General features: G+C 58.8%; 15 protein-coding genes and 1 pseudogene. 11 read left to right on the top strand and 5 right to left on the bottom strand.

What is annotated here, in order from left to right; all coding sequences use genetic code 11:
• Positions 1–41 precede the first annotated feature (41 nt).
• The 4 genes from putA (at position 42) to B0G80_RS07455 (ending at position 7405) form a co-directional block, all read left to right on the top strand.
• Positions 42–3803 (top strand): bifunctional proline dehydrogenase/L-glutamate gamma-semialdehyde dehydrogenase PutA, encoded by a 3762-nt coding sequence (putA, locus tag B0G80_RS07470; RefSeq protein WP_258878858.1) that lies wholly within the window; start codon positions 42–44, stop codon positions 3801–3803.
• Between the two features lie 180 nt (positions 3804–3983).
• Positions 3984–5063 carry an ABC transporter substrate-binding protein gene (locus B0G80_RS07465; RefSeq protein WP_116117562.1) on the top strand — a complete coding sequence of 360 codons (1080 nt, stop codon included), beginning with the start codon at positions 3984–3986 and terminating at the stop codon, positions 5061–5063.
• 273 nt (positions 5064–5336) lie between these two features.
• The gene (locus B0G80_RS07460) at positions 5337–6389 is read left to right on the top strand and encodes a proline racemase family protein (RefSeq protein ID WP_116117561.1); all 1053 of its coding nucleotides are present in this window, start codon (positions 5337–5339) and stop codon (positions 6387–6389) included.
• Positions 6390–6436: 47 nt separating this feature from the next.
• Positions 6437–7405, top strand: a complete 969-nt coding sequence (locus B0G80_RS07455) for an Ldh family oxidoreductase (protein ID WP_116117560.1) — start codon at positions 6437–6439, stop codon at positions 7403–7405.
• A 40-nt stretch (positions 7406–7445) separates the two neighbouring features.
• On the opposite strand, the gene B0G80_RS07450 is transcribed toward B0G80_RS07455, so the two are convergent.
• Both B0G80_RS07450 and B0G80_RS07445 read right to left on the bottom strand, forming a co-directional pair.
• Positions 7446–8645: a Xaa-Pro peptidase family protein gene (locus B0G80_RS07450; protein ID WP_258878954.1), complete on the bottom strand. Its 1200-nt coding sequence runs from the start codon at positions 8643–8645 to the stop codon at positions 7446–7448.
• 292 nt (positions 8646–8937) lie between these two features.
• Positions 8938–9861, bottom strand: coding sequence for a LysR substrate-binding domain-containing protein (locus B0G80_RS07445; protein ID WP_116117558.1), 924 nt, complete (start codon positions 9859–9861; stop codon positions 8938–8940).
• A 271-nt stretch (positions 9862–10132) separates the two neighbouring features.
• Between B0G80_RS07445 and B0G80_RS07440 the strand changes: the two genes are divergently transcribed.
• Together B0G80_RS07440 and B0G80_RS07435 are read left to right on the top strand one after the other, a co-directional pair.
• On the top strand, positions 10133–11395 hold the full coding sequence (locus B0G80_RS07440) for an SRPBCC family protein (protein ID WP_116119562.1): 1263 nt from the start codon (positions 10133–10135) through the stop codon (positions 11393–11395).
• A gap of 7 nt (positions 11396–11402) precedes the next feature.
• The gene (locus B0G80_RS07435; RefSeq protein WP_116117557.1) at positions 11403–12542 is read left to right on the top strand and encodes a hybrid-cluster NAD(P)-dependent oxidoreductase; all 1140 of its coding nucleotides are present in this window, start codon (positions 11403–11405) and stop codon (positions 12540–12542) included.
• Positions 12543–12882: 340 nt separating this feature from the next.
• Here B0G80_RS07435 and B0G80_RS07430 read toward each other — a convergent pair whose 3' ends face one another.
• A complete protein-coding gene (locus B0G80_RS07430; protein WP_116117556.1) occupies positions 12883–13827 on the bottom strand; it encodes a LysR family transcriptional regulator in 945 nt (314 codons plus the stop codon).
• A gap of 107 nt (positions 13828–13934) precedes the next feature.
• On the opposite strand from B0G80_RS07430, the gene B0G80_RS07425 reads away from it, so the two are divergent.
• Positions 13935–15446, top strand: a complete 1512-nt coding sequence (locus tag B0G80_RS07425; RefSeq protein ID WP_116117555.1) for a CoA-acylating methylmalonate-semialdehyde dehydrogenase — start codon at positions 13935–13937, stop codon at positions 15444–15446.
• Positions 15447–15695: 249 nt separating this feature from the next.
• Here the strand turns inward: B0G80_RS07425 and B0G80_RS07420 are convergent.
• Both B0G80_RS07420 and B0G80_RS07415 read right to left on the bottom strand, forming a co-directional pair.
• Positions 15696–16425 (bottom strand): annotated as a pseudogene (locus B0G80_RS07420) (IS6 family transposase).
• Between the two features lie 257 nt (positions 16426–16682).
• Positions 16683–17144, bottom strand: a complete 462-nt coding sequence (locus B0G80_RS07415; protein WP_374954966.1) for an Lrp/AsnC family transcriptional regulator — start codon at positions 17142–17144, stop codon at positions 16683–16685.
• A gap of 193 nt (positions 17145–17337) precedes the next feature.
• Between B0G80_RS07415 and B0G80_RS07410 the strand changes: the two genes are divergently transcribed.
• Genes B0G80_RS07410 through B0G80_RS07395 form a run of 4 tightly spaced genes read left to right on the top strand, consistent with a single transcriptional unit; the run spans position 17338 to position 22102 of the window.
• Entirely contained in the window at positions 17338–18177 is an 840-nt protein-coding gene (locus B0G80_RS07410) for a transporter substrate-binding domain-containing protein (protein ID WP_116117554.1), read from the top strand.
• A gap of 45 nt (positions 18178–18222) precedes the next feature.
• Entirely contained in the window at positions 18223–19752 is a 1530-nt protein-coding gene (locus B0G80_RS07405; RefSeq protein ID WP_116117553.1) for an amino acid ABC transporter permease/ATP-binding protein, read from the top strand.
• Positions 19713–20948, top strand: a complete 1236-nt coding sequence (locus tag B0G80_RS07400) for a Xaa-Pro peptidase family protein (RefSeq protein WP_309568746.1) — start codon at positions 19713–19715, stop codon at positions 20946–20948. Before B0G80_RS07405 ends, B0G80_RS07400 begins: the two co-directional genes overlap by 40 nt.
• 23 nt (positions 20949–20971) lie before the next feature.
• Positions 20972–22102 (top strand): Xaa-Pro peptidase family protein, encoded by a 1131-nt coding sequence (locus tag B0G80_RS07395; RefSeq protein WP_116117551.1) that lies wholly within the window; start codon positions 20972–20974, stop codon positions 22100–22102.
• Positions 22103–22162: the final 60 nt, after the last annotated feature.

The following is a 22162-nucleotide window of genomic DNA, read 5'->3' as shown; positions in this document are numbered from 1 at the left end:
CAGCCGTCATTTCTTCTACGCCTCTTACCGTTCAATCGATCATGCTGTCCAAAATTCAGGAAATGCAGGCGCAGACATCCGATCTGTCGATTCTTCGTCAACGGATACGGGATGCATCCGGCCTCCCGGAAGACGTCGTCGTTCGGGAGTTGATCAACACGGCGTACCTGGATCCCGATACGCTTACCCGTGTGCAGGCTTTGGCTTCGCGCCTTGCCCAGGGCGTACGCGATACGCGCATCAACGCGGGAGGGGTGGACCTCCTCACCCAGGAGTTTTCACTCGATAGCCGCGAAGGTATTGCGCTGATGTGTCTTGCGGAGGCGATGCTGCGTATCCCCGACACGCCCACGCGAAACCAGCTGATCCGCGACAAGATCGTCGATGCGGATTGGCGTGCCCACCTCGGGAAGTCACCCTCGCTTTTCGTCAACGCGACTGCATGGGGACTGCTTGTCACCGGTAAGCTGCTCAAGCAGCCCGACGAAAAATCCCTGTCGGAGGCATTGACGCGCGTAGTCCGCAAAGGCGGCGAAGCAGTAGTGCGATCGGGCGTCGCCTATGCAATGCGCTTGCTGGGCAAACAGTTCGTCACCGGCCAGACGATCGAAGAAGCGATCCGTCTGGCAAAAACGCGGGAAGGACAGGGCTACCGCTTCTCCTACGACATGCTCGGCGAGGCGGCGCTGACTGAAGAAGACGCCGAGACCTATTTTCAGTCCTACCGCCACGCAATCGAAGCGATTGGCAAGGACGCGTCGCTACGCGGCGAGATTGACGGACCAGGCGTATCGGTGAAGATTTCCGGCCTGCACGCGCGCTATGAGCTGTCGCAGCGCGCGCGGGTCATGGAGGAGCTTTATCCGCGATTGCTGAGCCTCGCGCAACTGGCGAAGAAATACGGCATTGGTTTCCACCTCGATCAGGAAGAGTCGGCGCGCTTCGATCTGACGCTGGAAATGCTTGAGCGGCTGTCGTACGAGCCGAGTCTCATGGGATGGAATGGCATCGGCATTTCACTGCAGGCCTATCAGAAGCGCGGACGGTTTGTCGCCGACTGGATGATTGCGCTCGCGCGCGCGACGGGTCGCCGCTTCAATGTCCGGCTGGTCAAGGGCGCTTACTGGGACACCGAAATCAAACTCGCCCAGGATGCCGGTAGCGACGGCTACCCTGTTTTCACGCGAAAGGTCCATTCGGACGTCAGCTACATCGCCTGTGCAAAAATTCTGATCGCCGCTCCGGACGCGATTTTCCCGCAGTTTGCGACACACAATGCGTTTTCGATCGCTGCGGTGCACACGCTGGCAGGCGATGGCGAATACGAATTCCAGTGTCTGCACGGCATGGGCGAAAGCGTCTATGACCAGATCGTCGGATCGGGCAAGCTGGGCAGATGGTGCCGCGTGTACGCGCCCGTCGGCCCGCATGCAACGTTGCTGGCCTACCTGGTACGCAGGCTGCTGGAAAACGGCGCCAACTCTTCGTTCGTCAACCAGGTGGTCGATCCATCGGTGAGTATCGCCGACATCGTCGCCAGTCCGATCGACAAGGCCGCTCGCACCCAAGGGCGGATGCACGAGGGCATTCCGAGCCCGCGAAGTGTTCTGCCAGGACGTCTGAACGCCGCGTCGCTCGACCTCGCGACATCGAGCGAATTCAGCGTGGCGATTGCTGAGCTCCGTGCCGTGCGGATAAACGTACGCTCCATCGTCGGGGGCGAGCTGATTTCCGGCGCCGGAGCGACCAGCCTTGTCTATAGCGCTGCAGATTCAAGCGAAGTGATAGGCAGCATCGAAGCCTGCCGTCCCGCGACGGTCGAAGACGCATTGCAAAAAGCAGGCGGCGCTACGGATTGGAAAAGCAGCACCCCGGAGTCGCGGGCAGACATACTGGATGCAGTCGCGAACGGTTTTGAGGAACGCGGACCGGCGCTTGCGGCGCTGCTCGTGAAGGAAACCGGCGCAACAATGTCCGAAGCGGCCGAAGAAGTGCGCAGCGCAGTCAATCTGTGCCGGCTCCATGCATACGAACTGCGCGACGAACGCTGGTTGAAGACCAGCGAGCCGCTCGGCGTGATCGCGTCGATCACTTCCGCATTCAATCCGCTAATGGCCCTGGTTGGGCAGGTCGCGCCTGCGCTTGCAGCGGGCAACGCGGTCATCGCAAAGCCGGCAGCGTGTGGCTCGATGGTCGCGTTCGAGACGGTTAGAACCTTCCTGAGATCCGGTGTGCCTCCCGGCGCGTTGCAACTGCTTGCCGGTGGCGAAGACGACGTGAGTCGTGCTCTGATGATCGACCGGCGTGTCCAGGCTGTCCTCTTCACCGGCGATCAGGACCTGGCGGCGAAGATCGCGGCGCACGCAGCCAGTCTGCCCGACGCACCGAAGCTTCTGTTCACGCTACGCAGTGCCAACGCGATGATCGTGGACAGTTCGGCCCTTCCGGAGCAGGTCATTTTCGACGCGACTGTGTCGGCTTTCAGGTCCGCCGGACAAGCGGCGATGTCGTTGCGAATTCTGTGCTTGCAGGATTCGACTGCCGAGAAAACGCTGAGAATGCTCAAGGGCATCCTGAGCGAGCGGGCGACAGGCAACCCGCTTGACGTATCCACTGACATCGGACCGGTCGCGACCCCGGAGGTAAGACAAAAGGCAGAAGCCTATCTCGAGCGCTTGCGACGCGCAGGCTTTGCGATTACCCGCGGCAGGCCGGTGAGTGGCGACAGGAGTGGAAACTACGTATGCCCGGCGATCGTCGATCTTGGCACGACCGGGAACCTCGCGGCGATTGCAGCGGATGTGAGCGGTCCGATCCTCCACGTCGTTCGTTATCGCACGGGCCAACTGGACGAATTACTCGAACAGCTCAACCGTATTGGATGCGGTGCAATCGGACTGCATACGCGGATCAACGAAGCAGCGGGCAAGCTGCTATCGAGGACGACGGCAAGCAGCGTGTGCGTGAATCGCGCGATGCATTCCACCTTCGTCGGTATGCAACCTTCAGCCGGAGCTGGAGCGGCGGGAACGGGCCCGATGCTGGCTGGTCCGCTCACGTTGTCCGCCCTGACTAAAGCCGGCGCGCGTCAGCTTTCTTCTGAGGAGGGACCGTTCGCACGCTGCGACCGTTTCGACAGCAAGTTCTACGAGTTTCCAGTTGAGTCGGGCAAGGATCGTTTCATTGCGCGTCGCAACGCGCTGGCGGCAGAAAAGGCCCGCCGCACAAAGGCCGTCGAAGACCTGTTCGCGCTTGTCTGCGCCGGAGCAGGAGATCGTCCGAACACAGACGAGGTGGCCGGCGTTCGCGACTCGCTCATCCGCCTGATCGCGTTGTCTGATCCGCTTGCTCTGCCCGCGCTATCCGGTGAGGAAAACACACTTGAATTCCTGCCCCGGGGAACCGCCCTATGTGTCGCAGGCGAGCCCGACGAAAGGGTCTTCCAGGCGATGATCGCCAGCGCGTTCGGCAACAAGGTTGTGCTTCCCGCAGACGATGTAGCGACAGCCGTGAGGCGCGTGCTTGGCGAGCACTGCGTCATCGCGGCAACGTCCGATCTGCAAAACCTCCTGGAGACTGAACAGCCGGGAGCCCGGCCTGACGTCGTGCTGGTTTCGCGAAAGGCGCGCGTAGCGCCAGCTTTTTCGGCAGCCTGCATCAGACAGCGCATTGCACTGCTCAAAACCGATTTTTCCGAGGGTTGCGATCTCACCGGGCTTGTCCGTGAGCGGATCACCACGGTGAACGCGAGCGCGGCAGGAGGTAATACCCAGTTGATGGTGTTGAGTGAGGGAGAACAGTGACGGGACGCGTAACGCGCACTGGCTCATCGGCGGGCGATTACACGTCTGCCCGGAGATTCCGGATGATCAGCTCCGCGTGGCAGCGAAAAGAAGTGAGGTCGTAGCAGCACAAGTGGTCTTTTTAAATCCTAAATTGAATGGCGATACGGTGCCATCAGACGACGAGAAGGAACATAGAGAATGAAACTGCACACGAAATTGATCGCGCGGATCGCAGCCCTGGTTGCAATAGGTGCGGTAAGCGCCTCCGCTTACGCCAGTGATATCGTCTTCGCGACGTGGGGCGGCTCGTACCAGGATTCGCAAGTGGAACTGGCGGCGAAACCGTTCGCCGCGAAATCGGGAACGGACGTCAAGACCGATACCTACAACGGCGGCATCGCGCAGATCCGCAGTCAGGTGCAAACGAAGAACGTCACGTGGGACGTCGTCGACATGCAACTCGCCGACGCAACGCGCGCATGCGACGAGGGATTGCTGGAGAAGATCGATCCGGCGTCGCTGCCGCCCGGTGCAAAAACGGGCGCAGCGGCGAAGGCCGACTTCCTGCAGGGCGGTCTGTCCGACTGTATGATCGGCAACGTGGGCTGGTCCACGATGATCACGTACAACAAGGACGCATTCAAGAATGGCGAGCCGACCAGGATCGCCGATTTCTTCGATCTCAAGCGTTTTCCGGGCAAGCGCGGTCTGAGGAAGTCGCCGGAGGGTGCGCTCGAGTGGGCGCTGCTGGCTGACGGCGTCAAGTCGGCGGACATCTATAAGGTGTTGGCGACCCCCGAAGGCCTGAATCGCGCGTTCAAGAAACTCGACACCATCAAGTCGTCGATCGTCTGGTGGGAAGCCGGTGCTCAACCGCCGCAACTGCTCGCCGACCGCGAGGTCTCGATGACCAGCGCCTATCCGAACCGGATCTGGGTTGCGGTTGTTCAGAACAACAAGCCATTTGGCTTCCTGTGGGATGGCGAGGTCATGAACATCGAAGGTCTCGCGATCGTCAAGGGCACGAAGAACCTGAAGGCAGCGCAGGACTTCGTCAAGTATTCGACGACGACCGAATCGCTTGCCAAGCTCGCGACGGCGACGGCTCTGGGACCCATGCGCAAATCGTCGATTGCGATGGTCGATCCGAAGGTAACGCCGTACCTTCCGACCAACCCCGCAAACCAGAAGGACGCAGTGAACATCGATATCAACTTCTGGGCGGATCACGCCGACGATCTGAACCAGAGATTCGCGGTTTGGCTGGGCACGAAGTAATACTGCTCGTGCGCTCTGCGCGAACGGCTTGAGGTATCTCCAAGGTGGAAGTTGAGGCGTGCGAATCCGTACGCCTCTTTTTTGGCAGGACCTAACCGTAGAGGCACGCTACGGGTGTTGCACGAAACTGATATCGAATACTGGCCGCCGGTGTTCCAGGCCAGGCGTCGAGACGCTTCCAATGTTGACCGGACGCCAATCATGCCAGGCTGAGCGACGGTGCTATCCGTCATGGCAGAGCCCCTGGCGCTTCGCTGAAGTGACGAGAAAACCATGACGTTCAAACGGATCTTTCACGCTGTAGAAACTCACTCGGGCGAGCCCATGCGGGTTATCACCGGCGGCGTTCCGCATATTCCCGGCAATACAGTGTACGAGCAGATGAAGTGGCTGGAGGTGAATGACGACCAGATTCGCATGTTGATGCTGCGGGAGCCGAGGGGCTATCCGCCGTTGTGCTGCAATCTCATCGTTCCCACCAGGCATCCGGATGCCGCGGCCGGCTACATCATCATGGAGCAGGTCGAGTATCCGGTCATGAGCGGAGGCAATACGATTTCTGTCGCGACAGTGCTGCTCGAAACGGGCATGATTCCGATGCAGGAGCCTGTGACCGAATTCCAGCTCGAGGCGCCCGCGGGGCTGATTGGAATCCGGGCGGAATGCGCGAACGGAAGAGTGACGCAGGTAACGTTCAGGAACGTTCCGGCCTTTGCAGCACATATCGAGAAAGTCATCGATGTGCCACATCTGGGAAACGTCACGGTTGACGTCGGATGGGGCGGCATGTTTTATGTGATCGCCGACGTGCGTCAGTTCAAAGGGCTTGAATTGATCCCGGAGCACGGCCGTGAAATTACGCGCGTGTCGGCGCTTGTTCTGAAGGCGGCACAGGAGCAACTGCCCGTCGCGCATCCGCATTATCCGGGCTATGGGATCACGATCGCCCAACTCTCAGGTCCGACCAGCAATCCGGACGCGGACTGGAGAAACGCCGTAACCGTCGCTAGCGGGGCAATTGATTTTGCCAACCCTGCAACCTGGACGGGAGCGATCGATCGCTGCCCGTGCGGCACGGGCACGTCGGCCAAGATGGCAACACTGCATGCGAAAGGCCAGTTGGACATAAACCAGCCGTTCCGTCACGAGGGCGTTCTGGGGACGGTCTACACCGGACGGCTCGTGGACCAGGTGAATGTCGGAGACATTCCGGCGGTGGTGCCGACCATCTCCGGGCGCTCATGGATCTACGGCTTTAACACATACGTGCTCGACCCAGACGATCCTTTCCCGAATGGTTTCACGATGGGCGACATGTGGGCCTGAAGCGCAGCACGCAATCCGCATGGCGGCAGGCATAGACGGTGGTGACGATGCGATACGAACCTGAAGACGCACAACGAATCGCGTACGGAGCGCTCAAAGCGGTTGGAGCGGGCGACGCAGTCGCGCGGTCGCTCGCCGCGGCGGTGATTTCTGCCGAGTTGGCGGGTAGCAAGGCTGTCGGTTTTGCGCATCTTCCGGACTATCTGGACGGCTTTGCAAAGGGGCGGATCTCGAAGAATGCAGAGCCGGATGTCGACGCTACAGTCCCCGCGGCCATAAAAATCGACGCGAAGCAGGGCATCGCCCAACTTGCGTTCGATCGCATCTGCGAAGACCTGGTGATGCGGACGACGGATTACGGCGTTGCTGTTCTATCCATCGCTAACAGTTTCACTGTCGGAGAGCTCGGGTATTACACGAGGCGTTGCGCCGAACGCGGACTTGTCGCTCTTGCTACCTGTAACGCCACTGCGCAGATGACGACGCTGGAGTCTGGCAAAGCCGTCTACGGAACCAACCCTCTTTCATTCGCTGCGCCGATGGCGCGGGGCCGGCAGCCACTGGTCATCGATCAGGCCTCCAGCGCGACAGCGTTCGTTAGCGTGCGCAAAGCGGCGGAGAGCGGGGAGTCGATTCCCGAAGGATGGGCGGTCGATCAGAACGGCCACCCCACCACTGATGCCAGAGAAGCGGTGAAAGGACTACTGCTCGCGTTCGGTGGCGCGCGAGGCGCGAATATCGCCATGATCATGGAGATACTCGCGGCCGGAATGACGGGCGCCAACTGGTCGATGGACGCACCTCACTATGCGCTTGGCAGCGAGAGTCCCGGAGTCGGTCTGTTTCTCGTCGCATTCAGACCGGAGGCACTGGTGGCGGGATTCACGGAACGTCTCTCAGCGCATATCGACAGGCTTGCGCAGTCCGGCGTGCGCATCCCTGGCAGCCATATCAAGGTTCATGAGGTAGACGTTCCTGCGGACGTTATGGATCGCGTGCGGGCGTACATCAAATAGGCGTAGGCGACCATTACGGTGCGCCTGCACATTCCAACAGTCAAAGCCAGTCGGTCTCAAACTGGAACGTCGATAGCGGCGTGCAGCCATGGTCCGTGAGTAGCACCTGCTGCTCGAGCTTTACTCCTTCCTTACCGCCTTCATCGCCGATATAACTTTCGATACAGAGAGTCATTCCGGCCTCGAACATGCCGTCATAGCCCCGGTCCTCGAAGTACGAGATGGATGGGTACTCGTCGACCATGCCGATGCCGTGTGCGAGGCAACTGTACCGGTTTTTGAAGAACGTGTCCGGCATTGCCCAGCTTCGTTCGGCGAATTCATTGAACGTCATGCCCGGCTTGATGAGTGCCATGTTGGTATGCAGCTGCTCGTAGGCTGCCGCGTAAAGCCGCCGCTGCTCATCGGTCGGTCGGACGTGGCCGACCGTCCAGGTTCGCGAGATGTCCGCACAGTATCCAAAGGGGCCGACCAGATCTGTGTCGAACGCAATCAGTTCGCCTTTCTGCATTAACCTCGGGCCGCACTCCTGCATCCACGGATTCGTACGGCTGCCCGACGCCAGCAGCCGCGTCTCGATCCACTCGCCGCCGAGTCTGATGTTTTCGAAGTGCAGGTGCGCCCACAGTTCCTGCTCACTCATGCCCGGCCGCAAAGCTTCGTGCATTCGCTGAATGCCTCGTTCGCAAACGTCGATCGCGGCTTTCATCACCACGAGTTCATCGTCGGATTTGATGGTTCGAGCCACTTCCATGAGAGCCTGACCATCCACAACGCTGATACCTTCCTCGCCGAGGGCATGCAAACCTTCTGGATCAAGGCGATCGACTGCGATCCGCCGTTCCGATGGAGCGTGTTGACGCAGCAGATCCGCAATTTCGCGCGCCCACTGCTTTGCCTTCGCGGCGGCTTCGGGTCCAGCGTTGAAATAGTTCCAGCACACCGCGCTGCGGATTTCCGCATCGACCGGCATGTCGTTCCAGACATGCTCGCAGTTGTGAAATTCGAAGCCGATCACTGGTCCATAAGCAAACACGAGCACGTAACGCGTGGGATTGCGGCCCGTCCAGATTTGCATGTTGGACGTGTCTGTCGCGTACCGGATATTCACCGGGTCGTACATGACGATTGCCGGTAGGCGACTCTTTCTTAGCTGGCGACGCACGCGCTCCAGCCGATAGTGACGGACGCGATCAAGCAACCCTGGCGGCAGGCAGCCCGGAACGGCGGACTCGGGCATCGCGCCGTGAAGCGAGGAAATCCCCGGCATAAATTATTCTCCTGTTGTGATCCGTGGGGCGATCGAGTCATGGCGCAACGAGCCGGAAACTCATTGAATGTGCGAGGGCGGGGCCGATCAGATGCGTTGCGGCTCTGGTTTTGAATGAGCCGGTTGGACCGGCGTCGGCATGCTTCTCCAAGGCAGTATCGGAACGACGAAAAAGTCGGTCAACGGCCTGTATTTTCCTTCTCGCATGACTTTAAGTTATCCAAGGAATGCCGCATGCATGCCTTGCGAGTTCAGCGCTTCATTAGCGAACCGCCGGGTCTCCGCGAAGCCAGTCGGTCAGTTGCGTGATCACCGGCGAGATGGTCCGGCCGTGGGGCACAACCACAAAGTATGAATCTGCTGGCTTGAAGGTGGCAACGTCGAGTCGAACGAGTTCTCCAGATGCCAACAGGTCTTCTACCAGTCGGCTCCATCCAAGTGCAATGCCTTGTCCATATTTGGCCGCCTGCACGGCGTCGGTGTAAAGGCTGCAGCGGAGCACCTTGTTGAGGCGCGGCGGACGGTGGCCGACCGCACGGAACCACTCTGTCCAGTCCATCCAGCCCTCTGTGGTCGAGTCAGACTCGACGAGCGCCATGCTGGCAAGCTGCTCGAGTGACTCCGGCGCATCGTTCTCTTTAAGGAATGCGGGGGAGCAAACCGGAAAGATCTCGACGTCGAAGAGCAGTGTCGAGGTCCCGTCCGACCATTGCCCGTCTCCATAACGTACGGCAACGTCGACTTCGACATGCCGCAGGTCCGCAGTGAACATCTGCGTTGTCAGGCGCAGTTGAAGTGGCGGCTTCAGCTTTTTAAGATTGGCCAGTCGCGGAAGAAGCCGGAACTGCGAAAAAGCTGCGGTTGATGCCAGCACCAGTTCGCGCTGCTCGGCTGTCGCGAGGCGATCGAACACGCCCGCGATCTTCTGCATGGACTCCGCAACCACAAGATACAAGGCCTCACCCTCGGCGGTCAGCTCAATGGAACGATGCCCACGATGGAACAGACGCACGCCCAGCGTTTCTTCCAGGAACCTGATCTGACGACTGACCGCCGATTGGGTAACGCCAAGTTCAGCCGCGGCAAGCGTGAAGCTGCCCAGACGAGCCACCGCCTCGAACTCCACCAAAGCCGTAAGCGACGGAACAATTCTGCGGTAGCCCTTCGTTCCTCTGGAACTTTTCATCCTATGTCTCTGTTCGATGCTGTAGTCGTAAGAAGGTGGGCATCTGCCAAGGTTTGGACAGCCCCATGTGACAGGCACTCCCGTGCAGCGAAGCCAGGGTTTACATGTGTTCCCGGGCTTGCGCGAGCGCGTCGCCCGAGCTTAGATTTTCGCATGACTTAAAGGAATAGGAGGAGGCAAATAAAGCGCATTGACGGTGCATATTGGCGATCCAATACTCAATGCAATGCTGCACGAAGCGCTGCGGCGCATACCGACGAAGAGACCGACCATGTCATCCGTAATCAAGATCAAAACTCATCGCGAACTGCTCGACAGCCGGCAACCGGGACACGGCATGCCAGGGGAGTTGTTCGGTCGCCAGGACGTGTTCGAGACCGATGTCGAGGTCTTCTTTCACAAGCTCTGGATTCTTGTCGGCGTGACGGCCGATGTGCCGGAGCCGGGCGACGTCCATACCGTCGACATTGGCAAGGCATCGATCATCGTTGTTCGCGACGACGACGAAAACATTCGCGCCTATCGGAACGTGTGCCGCCATCGCGGCTCGCGCATCATGAAGAAAGCGGGCAAGGCAACCGTAGGCATGCTCGTGTGTCCGTATCACCAGTGGACGTACGATCTCGACGGAAGCCTGCGCCACAGTTCGCACATGGGCCAAGATTTCGACCCGGGTTGTCACAGCCTTATTCCGGTTCATCTGAAGACCGTTGGAGCGCACGTCTTCGTCTGCCTCGCCGATGAACCGCCGGAGGATTTCTCGAAGCTGGAAACGGTCATGGCGCCGCGCTTCGCTCCGTACGATCTCACGCGCACAAAGGTCGCGCATGAGCTGGAGATCATCGAAAACGGCAACTGGAAGCTCGTGATGGAAAATAACCGCGAGTGCTATCACTGCGCGGGCACGCATCCCGAACTCGTGAACTCGTTCCAGCCGGAGGATTTTGGTTTCTGTCCGGACGGCCAGGGTGAGGACGCCCTGAAAGCTTACGACGACTACGTGACGCGCAACGCGGCCACTCAGCAAGCATGGGAAAAAGACGGTTGGATCTGCGAGCGGTTCGAGTCGGTGGATGAAAGCGTTCATACGAACTTCCGTACGCAGCGGCTGGTGATCGCTGGAGCGAATGAGTCGCAAACGATGGACACGAAAGTGGCCTGCACGAAGTTGCTAGGCAACGTTTCCCGTCGGGACCTCGGCGACGTGCACATGTGGGGGCACCACTCGTGGACGCATGTGATGAGCGACCATGCTGTGATCGCCTACATCGTGCCGCTTGCGCCTGACAAGACGCGGGTTCGCACCGTATGGCTCGTTCACGAAGACGCGGTTGAGGGTGTCGATTACGATCTGCAGAAGTTGACCGAAGTGTGGAATGCCACGACCAATCAGGATGCCGAACTTGTTGCGAACGCTCATAATGGGACGCAGGATCCGGCTTACCGGCCTGGGCCGTTCTCACAGTTCACTGAAGCGCCGCTGGACGAATTCTCGCGCTGGTACGACGCGCGCCTGAAACGGAGCGGGGTCTGAGAACGATATGGACATCGCCGTGGATACTTGCGTCCCTGAACAGGGATCCGAATTGGCAGACCGCTTCAGTCTTGCCTCGACATGGGAACGTGCTGATGCGCAGTGGCCAAGCCACGAGCAACGAACGCTGGTTTGCTGCCGCGTGCTGGCCGAGACGCACGACGTCCGCACATTCGTATTTGCAGCCGAACAGGGAAGACCGTTCGCCTTCGAGCCGGGGCAGTTCGTGACGGTCACCGCGGAGATCGAAGGTAAGCCGGTCAGTCGGTGCTACACCATATCGTCGCCGCCAACCCGCCCTTACACGCTCTCGATAACTGTCAAGCGGGCGCCGGGTGGCGTCATGTCGAACTGGCTACATGACAACATGACCGAAGGCATGTCGCTGTCTGCTTACGGCCCCTCTGGCGTCTTCACGCCTTCGGCCGGGCCATCGGAAAAAACGCTCTATCTGTCGGCCGGGTCCGGCGTCACGCCGCTGATGGCGATGACGCGTGCGGCATTCGACCTCGGACAGGATCGCGATACAGTCTTTGTTCACAGTGCCAGAACGCCCGAGGACATCATCTTTGCCAAAGAGCTTGCTGCGCTCGAACAGATGTCGAAGACGCTCCGCGTGATCCACATCTGTGAAGCGCAGAGTGAAAAAGGCGACTGGCGCGGTCCTCTGGGACGACTCAGTCTCGATCTGCTGAAGGAGCGCGTGCCCGACTATCAGGATCGGGAGGTTTTTACGTGCGGTCCGGCGGGTTATATGGACGCAGTCAGAAAGACACTCCTCGACGGAAGCCACAACCCTTCACGGTATCACCAGGAAAGCTTCAATTTCGCGGAGACCGTCGAAGTTGTCGAAGCCGCTCCAGGGGAAACGGCTAGCGCTCAGTCCTGCTTTACTGTGCGTCTGGCACGTTCCGGGAAGACTTTCACGATGGACGCATCGCAGACCGTGCTTGCTGCCGCGCGCAAGGCGGGTGTGCCGTTGCCTTCGTCCTGCAGCCAGGGCATATGCGGCACCTGCAAGACCACGCTGCTCGAGGGAACCGTTGACATGAAGCACAACGGAGGGATTCGCCCGCGTGAGATCGACAAAGGTCTTCGACTGATGTGTTGCAGTAAGCCTACATCCGATATTGTGCTGGATCTGTAGCGGCACACACACCCGACTGCCTCATTTGGATTGAACAGATGGCTGAGCGCTATCTGCGCAGCACGTGTTGATGTGTGATAATTCCGCGAGCCGTGGTCAGTAATTGTGATAACAGAAAAGTGCCGGTGATAGATGGCGGAGAAGTGCAGACACAGACTCTTCGCGAAGCGCTGACGTATTGTCGGCGCCGGTCTGTCGATGGCCGAACATTCGCCTATGCTGTTGTGGGCGGGTCAGCCGACGCGCGTTCCGAAAAGGTTGGTGCAGGCGGCCGTCCTCCGCCAATTTTTAGCCTCCTCCAGAGAATCAATGAACGCCGTTGCCGTTATTGTTGACGCCGCTATTGGACTGAAAAGCCCCCAGCAAACGTTTCACGAAGATACTTGACGAACAGTGCGACGGCACGCGGCACGTGAGGCGCGTAGGGTCGTACGACATAGAGCTGTTCGGCGAAGGCCCCAACGGGGCGCCAATCCGGCAAAAGGACGACGAGTTTGCCTGCTCGAATGGCCGTCTCGGCGGTAAAGTCAGGGAGGAGTGCGATGCCCATATCATCAAGCGCGGCGTCTCGCAAAGCCTCGCTGTTGTTGGCTGAAAACTGCCCGTTTACCGTGACCGTGACTGGTCCGGCATCTGATTTGCGTGCCGTCCTGCGGTCAAATGACCAGATTCCTGCGCCTAGCGCACGGGGGTAAAACAGGCAACTGTGAGACGCCAGGTCCGCGGGGGATTCTGGAAGGCCTCGCCGCTTGACGTAAGCCCGCGTCGCAACGATCACAGAGCGTGTTTCGCACAGTTTCCAGGCGACATGTGTCTCCGGTACCTGTGCGCTATGCCTGATTGCGAGATCGAATCCTTCAGTGGCAATCGAACTGAGTCGGTCGGACACTTCGAGTTGCAGGCGGACTTGAGGATTCGCCCGCAGAAAGTCCGACACTTTCGGCACTAGTTGCTGTCGGGCAAATGCCACAGGCGCTGTCACCCGGATTAATCCGCGTGCCACGCCGGCCATTTCCCGGACCGTCGCGAAACTGGTCGCGATGTGTTCGTACTCTCCCCGTATGTTTTCAACGAGCCGCTGTCCGGCTTCGGTGAAGCGCACGCTACGCGTAGTTCGCTGTACCAGTGAAACGCCCGCGACCCGTTCCAGCTCCGCGATGCGCTGGCTCATCGCCGCCTTGCTTACCCCGAGGCGAGCCGCGGCGGCAGTATAGCTTCCTTGTTCCGCAAGCACAGTCAACCAGTGCAAATGCATCCAGAGACCCTCGACCTTTTCGATATCCATGTGTGTATTGTTCACTATTCAAAACAGTCATTTCAATCTTAGCGCCTTTGCAGGGTCAATGGTTCTTCATACACTGCTTCACCGAAACCAAAACTAGAGGAGTCGACATGCAAGCGTTTAACGATACGACCGATGTGGCCCATTTCATTCACGGTGAAGTAGTCCGTGGGTCGGGGCAGCGAACCCAGCCCATCTTCAATCCTGCGACGGGCGAGCATCCGCGTCAGTTGTTGTTAGGCGAGGTGGCCGATGTCGGCACGGCGGTCGCAAGTGCGAAGGCCGCCTTTCCAAAGTGGAGCAACACGCCCCCGATCCGCCGTGCCCGCGTGATGCTGCGTTTCCTCGAACTGATGAACAGGCATAGCAACGAACTGGCCGCGATCATCACAGCCGAACACGGCAAAGTATTTTCCGACGCACAGGGCGAGGTGGCACGCGGCATCGACGTGATCGAATTTTCCTGCGGTATTCCGCAATTGCTCAAGGGTGACTATACCGAACAGGTTTCGACGGGAATGGACAACTGGACGGTTCGTCAGGCTCTCGGCGTTGTAGCCGGCATTACACCGTTCAACTTCCCGTGCATGGTGCCGTGCTGGATGTTCCCGGTTGCGATTGCCGCCGGTAACGCTTTCATCCTGAAGCCGAGCGAACGTGACCCATCCGCTTCGTTGTTTATGGCGAAGTTGCTGAAGGAAGCAGGACTGCCCGATGGCATTTTCAATGTGGTTCAAGGCGATAAGGTCGTCGTCGATGCGCTGCTCGCCCATCCGGACGTCAAGGCTGTGAGTTTCGTAGGTTCCACTCCGATCGCAAACTATATCTACGAGACCGGCGCAAGGAATGGCAAGCGCGTACAGGCACTCGGCGGTGCAAAAAACCATATGGTGGTGATGCCCGATGCGGACCTCGACCAGGCTGTCGATGCGCTGGTGGGCGCCGGATATGGGTCAGCCGGAGAACGCTGCATGGCGATTTCGGTCGCGGTTCTGGTCGGTGACGTCGCCGACAAGATCATTCCGCGCCTGGCCGAACGCGCACGCAACCTGGTGGTGAAGAACGGCATGGAGCCCGACGCCGAAATGGGCCCTATCGTCACACGTCAGGCACTGGAGCGCATCGAGGACTACATCGCGACGGGCGTCGACGAAGGCGCGAAGCTGGTGGTCGACGGTCGCGGTCTCAAGGTCGAGGGACATGAGGACGGCTTCTTCACCGGCGGCACGCTGTTCGACAACGTCACGCCTGACATGCGCATCTACAAGGAAGAGATCTTCGGACCGGTTCTCGCGTGCGTTCGCGTCAACGATTTCACTGAGGCCGTCGATCTGATCAATGCGCACGAGTTCGGCAACGGCGTCGCATGCTATACGCGCGACGGTCATATCGCACGCGAATTTGGCCGTCGGATCGAGGTAGGCATGGTCGGCATCAACGTGCCAATTCCGGTTCCGATGGCCTGGCATGGGTTCGGCGGCTGGAAGCGCAGCCTGTTCGGCGATACGCACGCGTACGGTGAAGAAGGCGTCCGGTTCTATACGAAGCAAAAGTCCATCATGCAACGCTGGCCGGAAAGCATCGAAAAGGGCGCTGAGTTCGCGATGCCGACAGCGAAGTAAGGCCGACGCGCATTGTTTTAGTCAGTCACGCGCCGCGCGATGTTACTGCGTGGCGCTTTTTTTGCCCGTTTCCAGGCGGTTAGATCATTTCCGCCGATGTGTGGTGCCCGTCGCGAGCGGAGGCCACGAGTTGCTTCAGCTAACCGATATCGCACCGAACTGGGTAGGGCTGGCTGATATGCCAGAACGTGACAGCTTTGCCTTGGCGGATATCGGCTGAATCGGAGTGAAAGTGTATTGGTATCCTAATCACCTGGCATTGATGCAGGCTTCGTCCACACTCCAGCGTTGCCATGCCGCCAAGCGCGCCTTGACTTCGATACGATGACACGAGGCATTCATCCGGTGTCTGGGCAACGCGAAGTGCTGGCGGATCGGTCCGAAGCTGGAAAGAAATGCCTGCGTGTGCTTGGGGTCGCGAAAGCCGCACATCTGGCGTTCTCGTCGGCGGGCGGGCTGGTGGCTATTTTCTGCGCGGTTGTTAACGCGCTGCCGCCTTGACGAATACATGCCTGACGTGAGCGAGCTTCGGGATCTCTGCCTTCGCGGCAGGATAGCTGCGCAACTGGTCGGTCACGATCTTGCACGGCATCGGGTTTGAACGCAGCACGCGCCTGAAGAAGCTCTTTGCCACCGCCTTGTCGCGCCGCTTCTGGACCAGCACGTCAAGCCCGGCACCATGCTCGTCGACCGCGCGCCACAACAGATAGGGCTCGCCACGCAGCGTCACGAACATCTCATCCAGATGCCAGATGCTGCCGGGCTTGGGGCGGGCGGCCCTGGCCTGACGGGCAAACACCGCGCCGAATTTCTCGCACCAGCAGCGGATCGTCTCGTAGGTCACGACGACGCCCCGTTCGAACAGCAGTTGCTCGATGTCGCGCAGGCTCAGGCTGAATCTGAAATACCAGCGAACCGCGCAGCTGATGACGACGGCGGGAAAACGGTGGCCGTGATAGAGCGATTTCGTCTTTTTCATCGCAACTTCTTACCCAACCCGGCGGCTATATGATTATCAATGCCACGCCAGCACGTCACGCCATGCTCGTGAGGCAGTGACTCTCAGTCTGCCAGTTTTTCGCATGCGGCCGCTAGATTCATCGATGCGCGTACAGGCCTTCTGACAGACCAGAAGTTGAGTATCTCGTGTCCAACTAGCGTAAAGCCGGGGCTGCCACGTAGGTGACAGACGGCAGGACGAATGGCTGGACTTATTGGCTCGCTCAACCACGACGCCTACATGACGGGAACATTGAGGGTTATCTTGACGCGCTCCATCGCAACGAAAGTACGGAAGCTCTTGACGTTTCCTTCAGCGAAGAACAACGAGCGAGTCAAAGCCGTGTACTCAGCCATATCACGACAGCAAAGAATCAAGATGAAGTCGACGTCGCCGGTGACGTAGTAGCACTGTTGGACCTGTTCGCACGCTTCGAATCGGGCTCGCATCTCGTCTAACAACTCGATGGCTTCATTCTCGGCGGACACGTGCGCGATGACCGTGATCCGTGTCCCCAAAGCGTCGGGGTTTAAGACACTGCGATCCGACGCGATCACCCCCGTACCCCGCAAGCGTTGCAGACGCCGCGCGACGGACGGCACTGAGAGATTGATCTGCTGGCCTATTTCTCGGTGGGGAGTCTGGTTGTTGCGCTGCACAATCTCCAGAATCTTTAGATCGAAGTCGTCCAGTTCCAAACTAGATCGGCGGGTAGGCATGAGAAATTTTCTCAATTAACTGGCAAAAATAGATAACTTTTAAATTCTACGGCGAAATAAACTTTCTTCATCAAGCGTTATATCACACCTGTTGGCTGAAGATGAATCCTCGCTCCAGCTCATCGTGTACCGGCAGCGCTTGCTTTTCCACGCGACACACATGGAGTCCAGCATGAAGAATCGTTCGTCCGCAGGCTTACTGAAACTGGCTGCATTTGCCGCAGCGTCTGCCCTGGCATGCGGCGCCGCGAACGCCGCGGCTACGCTGACTCCCGGCGTGCTGTCGGTAGGCAGCGACATGACGCTGCCGCCTCACACCTATCTCGATCACGGCAAACCGGCCGGCTTTGATCCGGAGTTTGTCGGCAAGGTCGCCTCTTACATGAACGACACGACGAAGTTTGTCGACACGCGATTTGCGAATCTGATTTTGGGCGTTACGGGCGGGCGTTACGACATCGTTGCATCGGCCCTGTACGTCACGCCGGAGCGCACCAAGGTCGTCGACTTCGTGCCGTACTTTATGACCGGCGGTTCTATCATGGTTAGCTCAACGGGTGGGCTGAACCCCAAGACCGTCGGCGATCTGTGCGGAAAGCGAATCGGCTCGATCAAGGGCGCAGCATGGATCAAATACATCAATGCCGCGTCAGATAAGGCTTGCGTTGCTCAAGGCAAACCAGCCGTTCAGGTGCGCGAGTACGAAACATCCGCTGAGACGGCTCAAGCCATCCTTTCGCAAGGCATCGACGCACAGTACGAAGACGTGTCGATCGCGGGCCTCATCGTCGACAAGTCCGGCGGCCGTTTAAAGATCACGTCGAACGGTCCGCTCGATCCCGTCGTATGTGGACTCGCGATGAAGAAAGGCAACACAGAACTCAAGTCTCAAATCGAATCTGCAATCGCTCAGATGAAGGCAAAGGGCGAATATCAGGCGCTTCTGAAGAAATACAACGTTGCCGCGCCGACCGAGGCCGAAATCGCCAAGGCGATGGGAACCGCACAGTAATAAGGTTCCTTAACAGCAATCGGCTGACTTTGTAGGAGACACCCCATGATTTTCGACTGGCACTACGCTCTCTCGCTGTTGACGCTCGCAGACTTTTGGAACGCCGTATGGTTGGTCATCAAACTGAGTCTGGCCGCATGGCTCATCAGCATTGTGGCAGGCTTCCTGCTCGCTCTCGGAAAGCAGTCCACGTGGCGGCCACTCTCATGGGCGTGTCGCAGCTACGTCTGGTTTTTCCGCAGCCTGCCTTTGCTCGTGCTGCTGATTTTCGTCTACAACCTTCCGCAGATTTTTCCATGGACGGGCTCGTTTCTCTCCAATGCGTTTTGGGCCGGGCTGATAGCCATGTCACTCAGCGAGACCGCATACGTAGCGGAAATCCACCGGGGCGGTCTTGCCGGCGTTCATAAGGGTCAGCTTGAGGCTGGAAAAGCACTCGGGATTGGCTACATCGGTCTCCAACGGCTCGTCGTTCTGCCGCAGGCGTTCCGTGTCGCCCTTCCGGCCCTCATCAACGAGTACATCAGCATGGTCAAGCTGACGTCGCTGGTGTCTGTTATCTCGCTTGAGGAAATTTTGCTCGTCGGCGAGCGCTTGTATACCCAGAACTTCAAAGTTCTGGAAACGATGCTCGCTGTGGCGGTCTATTACGTTCTCATCGTAACGGTCTTCGGGTATCTCCTAAGTTATGTCGAGAAACACCTCGATTTCACGCGCCGAAGCGGAGACGTTCATACCGGAGACGCGGCCGTCGCGGAAAAGGTAGTCCCGATCGTTGTGCCTGACCGCAAGCCAACGACCGCTATCGAGGCAGCGAATATCCATAAACATTACGGCAGCCACCATGTCCTGAAAGGGATCAACCTGAAGGTGATGACGGGCGAAGTGATCTCTGTCATCGGGCCATCCGGATCGGGCAAAACGTCGCTGATTCGAACGCTGAACGGACTCGAATTGATCGACGACGGTGAAGTAAGACTCAACACCAAGCCGTTCCTCTCGAATCACAAAAGCTCCCATCAGTCGCGTGCCGCTTATCACGAAGGCATTCTGCACATCGGCATGGTGTTCCAGAGCTTTAATCTCTTTCCTCACCGGACCGTCCTGGAGAACGTTACCTTGGCCCCGCAATATCATTCCCGACTCAAGGGTGAGATGCTGGAGCGCCATGGTCTGAAGTTGCTCAACAAGGTGGGCATGGGGGCGCATGCGTACAAGTATCCGCACCAACTCTCCGGAGGCCAACAGCAACGAGTTGCCATTGCGCGCGCGCTGGCCATGGAGCCGTCCATCGTGCTGTTCGACGAGCCGACGTCGGCGCTTGATCCTGAACTGGTTGGTGAAGTATTGCGTGTCATCGAAGACCTTGCTCGGGAAGGCATGACGATGATTATCGTCACGCACGAAATCGACTTCGCAATGAAAGTGTCCGATCGAATTCTCTTCATGGAGGGTGGCGTCGTCGCCCACGATATGACGCCCGCGCAGTACCAGGCCATGCCGCGTGATTCTCGCGTGGCCCGCTTCTTGACGGGATGCCGGGAAGAGCACGAGCACGTCACGGCAACGGCTTGATAACGGACCTCTCACCTTCGACAGGAACAAAAACGATGACCTCTTTGCCATTCCCGGTAAGCGAGTTTGATGCTCGCCTAGAACGAACGCAGGCGTCTATGCGCAAAGCGGAACTGGATGCGCTCGTGCTAACGACGCCTGCGAATTTTCGTTACTTCACAGGTCTGGACAGTCAGTTCTGGGAAAGCCCCACCCGTCCCTGGTTTCTCGTGATTCCAGCCAGCGGCCCGACCATCGCGATTGTCCCGGCCATTGCTGAAGTTGTCGTGAAGCAGTGTGTAGCGGGCAGCGTGAGGACGTGGCCCTCGCCTCGGCCCGAAGACGAGGGCGTATCGCTTCTCGCGTCCGTCGTGAACGACCTGGCCCGCCGCTTCGGAAAGGTTGGATTCGAGCTAGGTCGTGAGTTCGCCTTGCGAATGCCGGTACTCGATTTTCTGCGGCTGCGCGACTTGTTGACGTCTGAGGCGGTTGACGGGTCGCCTTGCATTTGGGAAGTGCGCAACATCAAGTCACGTGCCGAAATCGAGAAAATCCGTCAGGCCGGTCAGATCGTCAGCCGCTCCTTCGCATCGGTCCCGGAATTTGCGAAGCTGGGGGTGACTGAAGCGCAGGCATCTCGGGATCTGACGGTGGATATTCTCTTGCGTGGTGCCCACACGGTGCCGTACGTGGCGTGTGCATCGGGGCCCGGCGGATACGATCAAATCATCGCACGCGGAAGCCGGCGTGAGTTGAGGGACGGCGATGTGCTGATTATCGACGTCGGCGCGACCATCGATGGATATTTTTGCGATTTCGATCGCAACTACGCCGTCGGAAAAATCTCGGACGATGCTCGTCGAGTTCACGATGCAGTCTGGGTCGCAACTGAAGTTGGGATCAACGCCGCGAGAGCCGGCACAAAGGTCCGGGATCTTTGGAAGGCGATGATGGAAGTCCTCGAAGGGGCTGGTATGCGCGGCAACAGCGTCGGACGGCTCGGTCACGGACTTGGCCTTCAGGTCACCGAGCCTCCGTCAAACAGTGCGGCGGACGAAGCAGTGCTGGAGCCTGGCATGGTCATCACCATCGAGCCTGGTATGGAGTACGAGCCAGGAAAGATGATTGTCCATGAAGAGAACATCACCATTACAGAGGACGGTTTTGCCGACGTCCTGACCGTTCGGGCCCCGCGAGAGATGTGGGCCATCAATTGAGCATTTAGACCGTAGGACGAACCATGACGGACCTTGCTTTCACTATCGACGAATACCGCAACCGACTTGAATTAATTCAACGAGAACTTCGCGCGCAGCAGATCGACGTCGCAATTCTGGACGAGCCGGAGATGATGGGCTGGCTTTCCGGCTACTGGACGACCGAAAACCTTTGGCGCGCGTGTGCAGTTCCGGCTGTCGGCGAGCCGGTTTTGCTCGTGAGGAAATTGGACATGGCACCCGCGAAGGAGCGGAGCTGGTTCAAACACATTGTTGGCTTTCTTGATTGGGACGATCCACTGCCGCTTTTGGTGGGAACTGCCCGAACGCTGAATTTCGCACTTGAGCGTGTGGCGGTTGATTTTCAATCGCACTCATTTACCGTTGCGCGGATGAGGGACCTGCGCGAGCTTCTTCCGCGCGCAGAGATCTGCGATTTGAACCGCTCACTGTGGGATCTGCGCCGCTGCAAGTCCGAAGAAGAAATTACACTGATGCGGCGAGCTTCCGCGCTTGTCGACCAGGCGCTGAAGCACACGGTTTCTTCGATCGGTGAGGGTGTCCTACCTCGCATCGTTGCAGCCGAGACGGCAGCACAGGTTTATAAGCTCGGGTTCGACGACGGATTCATTGGCCCGATTACGGTCGCTGCAGGATGGGATTCGTTGCATGGATTCATGCCCGAGCGGCCTTTGAAAGCCGGAGACCTGGTTCATATCGAGCTTTTGCCGCGCCTGCGGGGCTACTCCGCTCGCATCATGCGTTGTGTCGCTGTGGGCGGTGCCAGCTCTGAACAGAAGCGCATAACGGCGTTGCTTGCCGAGATTCAGGATCGGCAGATCGAAGCAATGCGGCCGGGAGCGATTGCATCCGAGATAGACAGCATTGTTCGACGGGGAGTGATCGAGGCCGGCCTGCGTGAAACCTACGAGAACATCACTGGATACACGCTCGGCTTGACCCCGATCACCAGCCAGCGGACCAGCGATCTTCATCGTTGCTTCAATCCGAAAGCTGATTGGAAACTCGAAGCGGGCATGGTGTTTCATGTCTATACCTCAGCGGCAGGGATCGCGCTAAGTGAGACGGTAGTCGTCAGGAACGATGGTGGAGAACGATTGACGCGTTCGCCCCGCGTTCTTTTCGAACGATGAGAAACAGGCGGCGCCAGGCCTGAAGACTGGCGCGACCCTTCTTCCCGGATCTGAGGTTTG

Source organism: Paraburkholderia sp. BL6669N2, assembly GCF_003387275.1.
GTDB lineage: Bacteria > Pseudomonadota > Gammaproteobacteria > Burkholderiales > Burkholderiaceae > Paraburkholderia.
Note: the sequence above shows the minus strand (reverse complement) of the source record. Positions and strands in the feature narration are given on the sequence as shown.

Excerpts from the sequence above, each read along its gene's own strand:
- putA (WP_258878858.1), top strand. The coding sequence starts at position 42 with ATGCTGTCCAAAATTCAGGAAATGCAGGCGCAGACATCCGATCTGTCG.
- B0G80_RS07465 (WP_116117562.1), top strand. The coding sequence starts at position 3,984 with ATGAAACTGCACACGAAATTGATCGCGCGGATCGCAGCCCTGGTTGCA.
- B0G80_RS07460 (WP_116117561.1), top strand. The coding sequence starts at position 5,337 with ATGACGTTCAAACGGATCTTTCACGCTGTAGAAACTCACTCGGGCGAG.
- B0G80_RS07455 (WP_116117560.1), top strand. The coding sequence starts at position 6,437 with ATGCGATACGAACCTGAAGACGCACAACGAATCGCGTACGGAGCGCTC.
- B0G80_RS07450 (WP_258878954.1), bottom strand. The coding sequence starts at position 8,645 with ATGCCCGAGTCCGCCGTTCCGGGCTGCCTGCCGCCAGGGTTGCTTGAT.
- B0G80_RS07445 (WP_116117558.1), bottom strand. The coding sequence starts at position 9,861 with ATGAAAAGTTCCAGAGGAACGAAGGGCTACCGCAGAATTGTTCCGTCG.
- B0G80_RS07440 (WP_116119562.1), top strand. The coding sequence starts at position 10,133 with ATGTCATCCGTAATCAAGATCAAAACTCATCGCGAACTGCTCGACAGC.
- B0G80_RS07435 (WP_116117557.1), top strand. The coding sequence starts at position 11,403 with ATGGACATCGCCGTGGATACTTGCGTCCCTGAACAGGGATCCGAATTG.
- B0G80_RS07430 (WP_116117556.1), bottom strand. The coding sequence starts at position 13,827 with ATGGATATCGAAAAGGTCGAGGGTCTCTGGATGCATTTGCACTGGTTG.
- B0G80_RS07425 (WP_116117555.1), top strand. The coding sequence starts at position 13,935 with ATGCAAGCGTTTAACGATACGACCGATGTGGCCCATTTCATTCACGGT.
- B0G80_RS07410 (WP_116117554.1), top strand. The coding sequence starts at position 17,338 with ATGAAGAATCGTTCGTCCGCAGGCTTACTGAAACTGGCTGCATTTGCC.
- B0G80_RS07405 (WP_116117553.1), top strand. The coding sequence starts at position 18,223 with ATGATTTTCGACTGGCACTACGCTCTCTCGCTGTTGACGCTCGCAGAC.
- B0G80_RS07400 (WP_309568746.1), top strand. The coding sequence starts at position 19,713 with ATGCCGGGAAGAGCACGAGCACGTCACGGCAACGGCTTGATAACGGAC.
- B0G80_RS07395 (WP_116117551.1), top strand. The coding sequence starts at position 20,972 with ATGACGGACCTTGCTTTCACTATCGACGAATACCGCAACCGACTTGAA.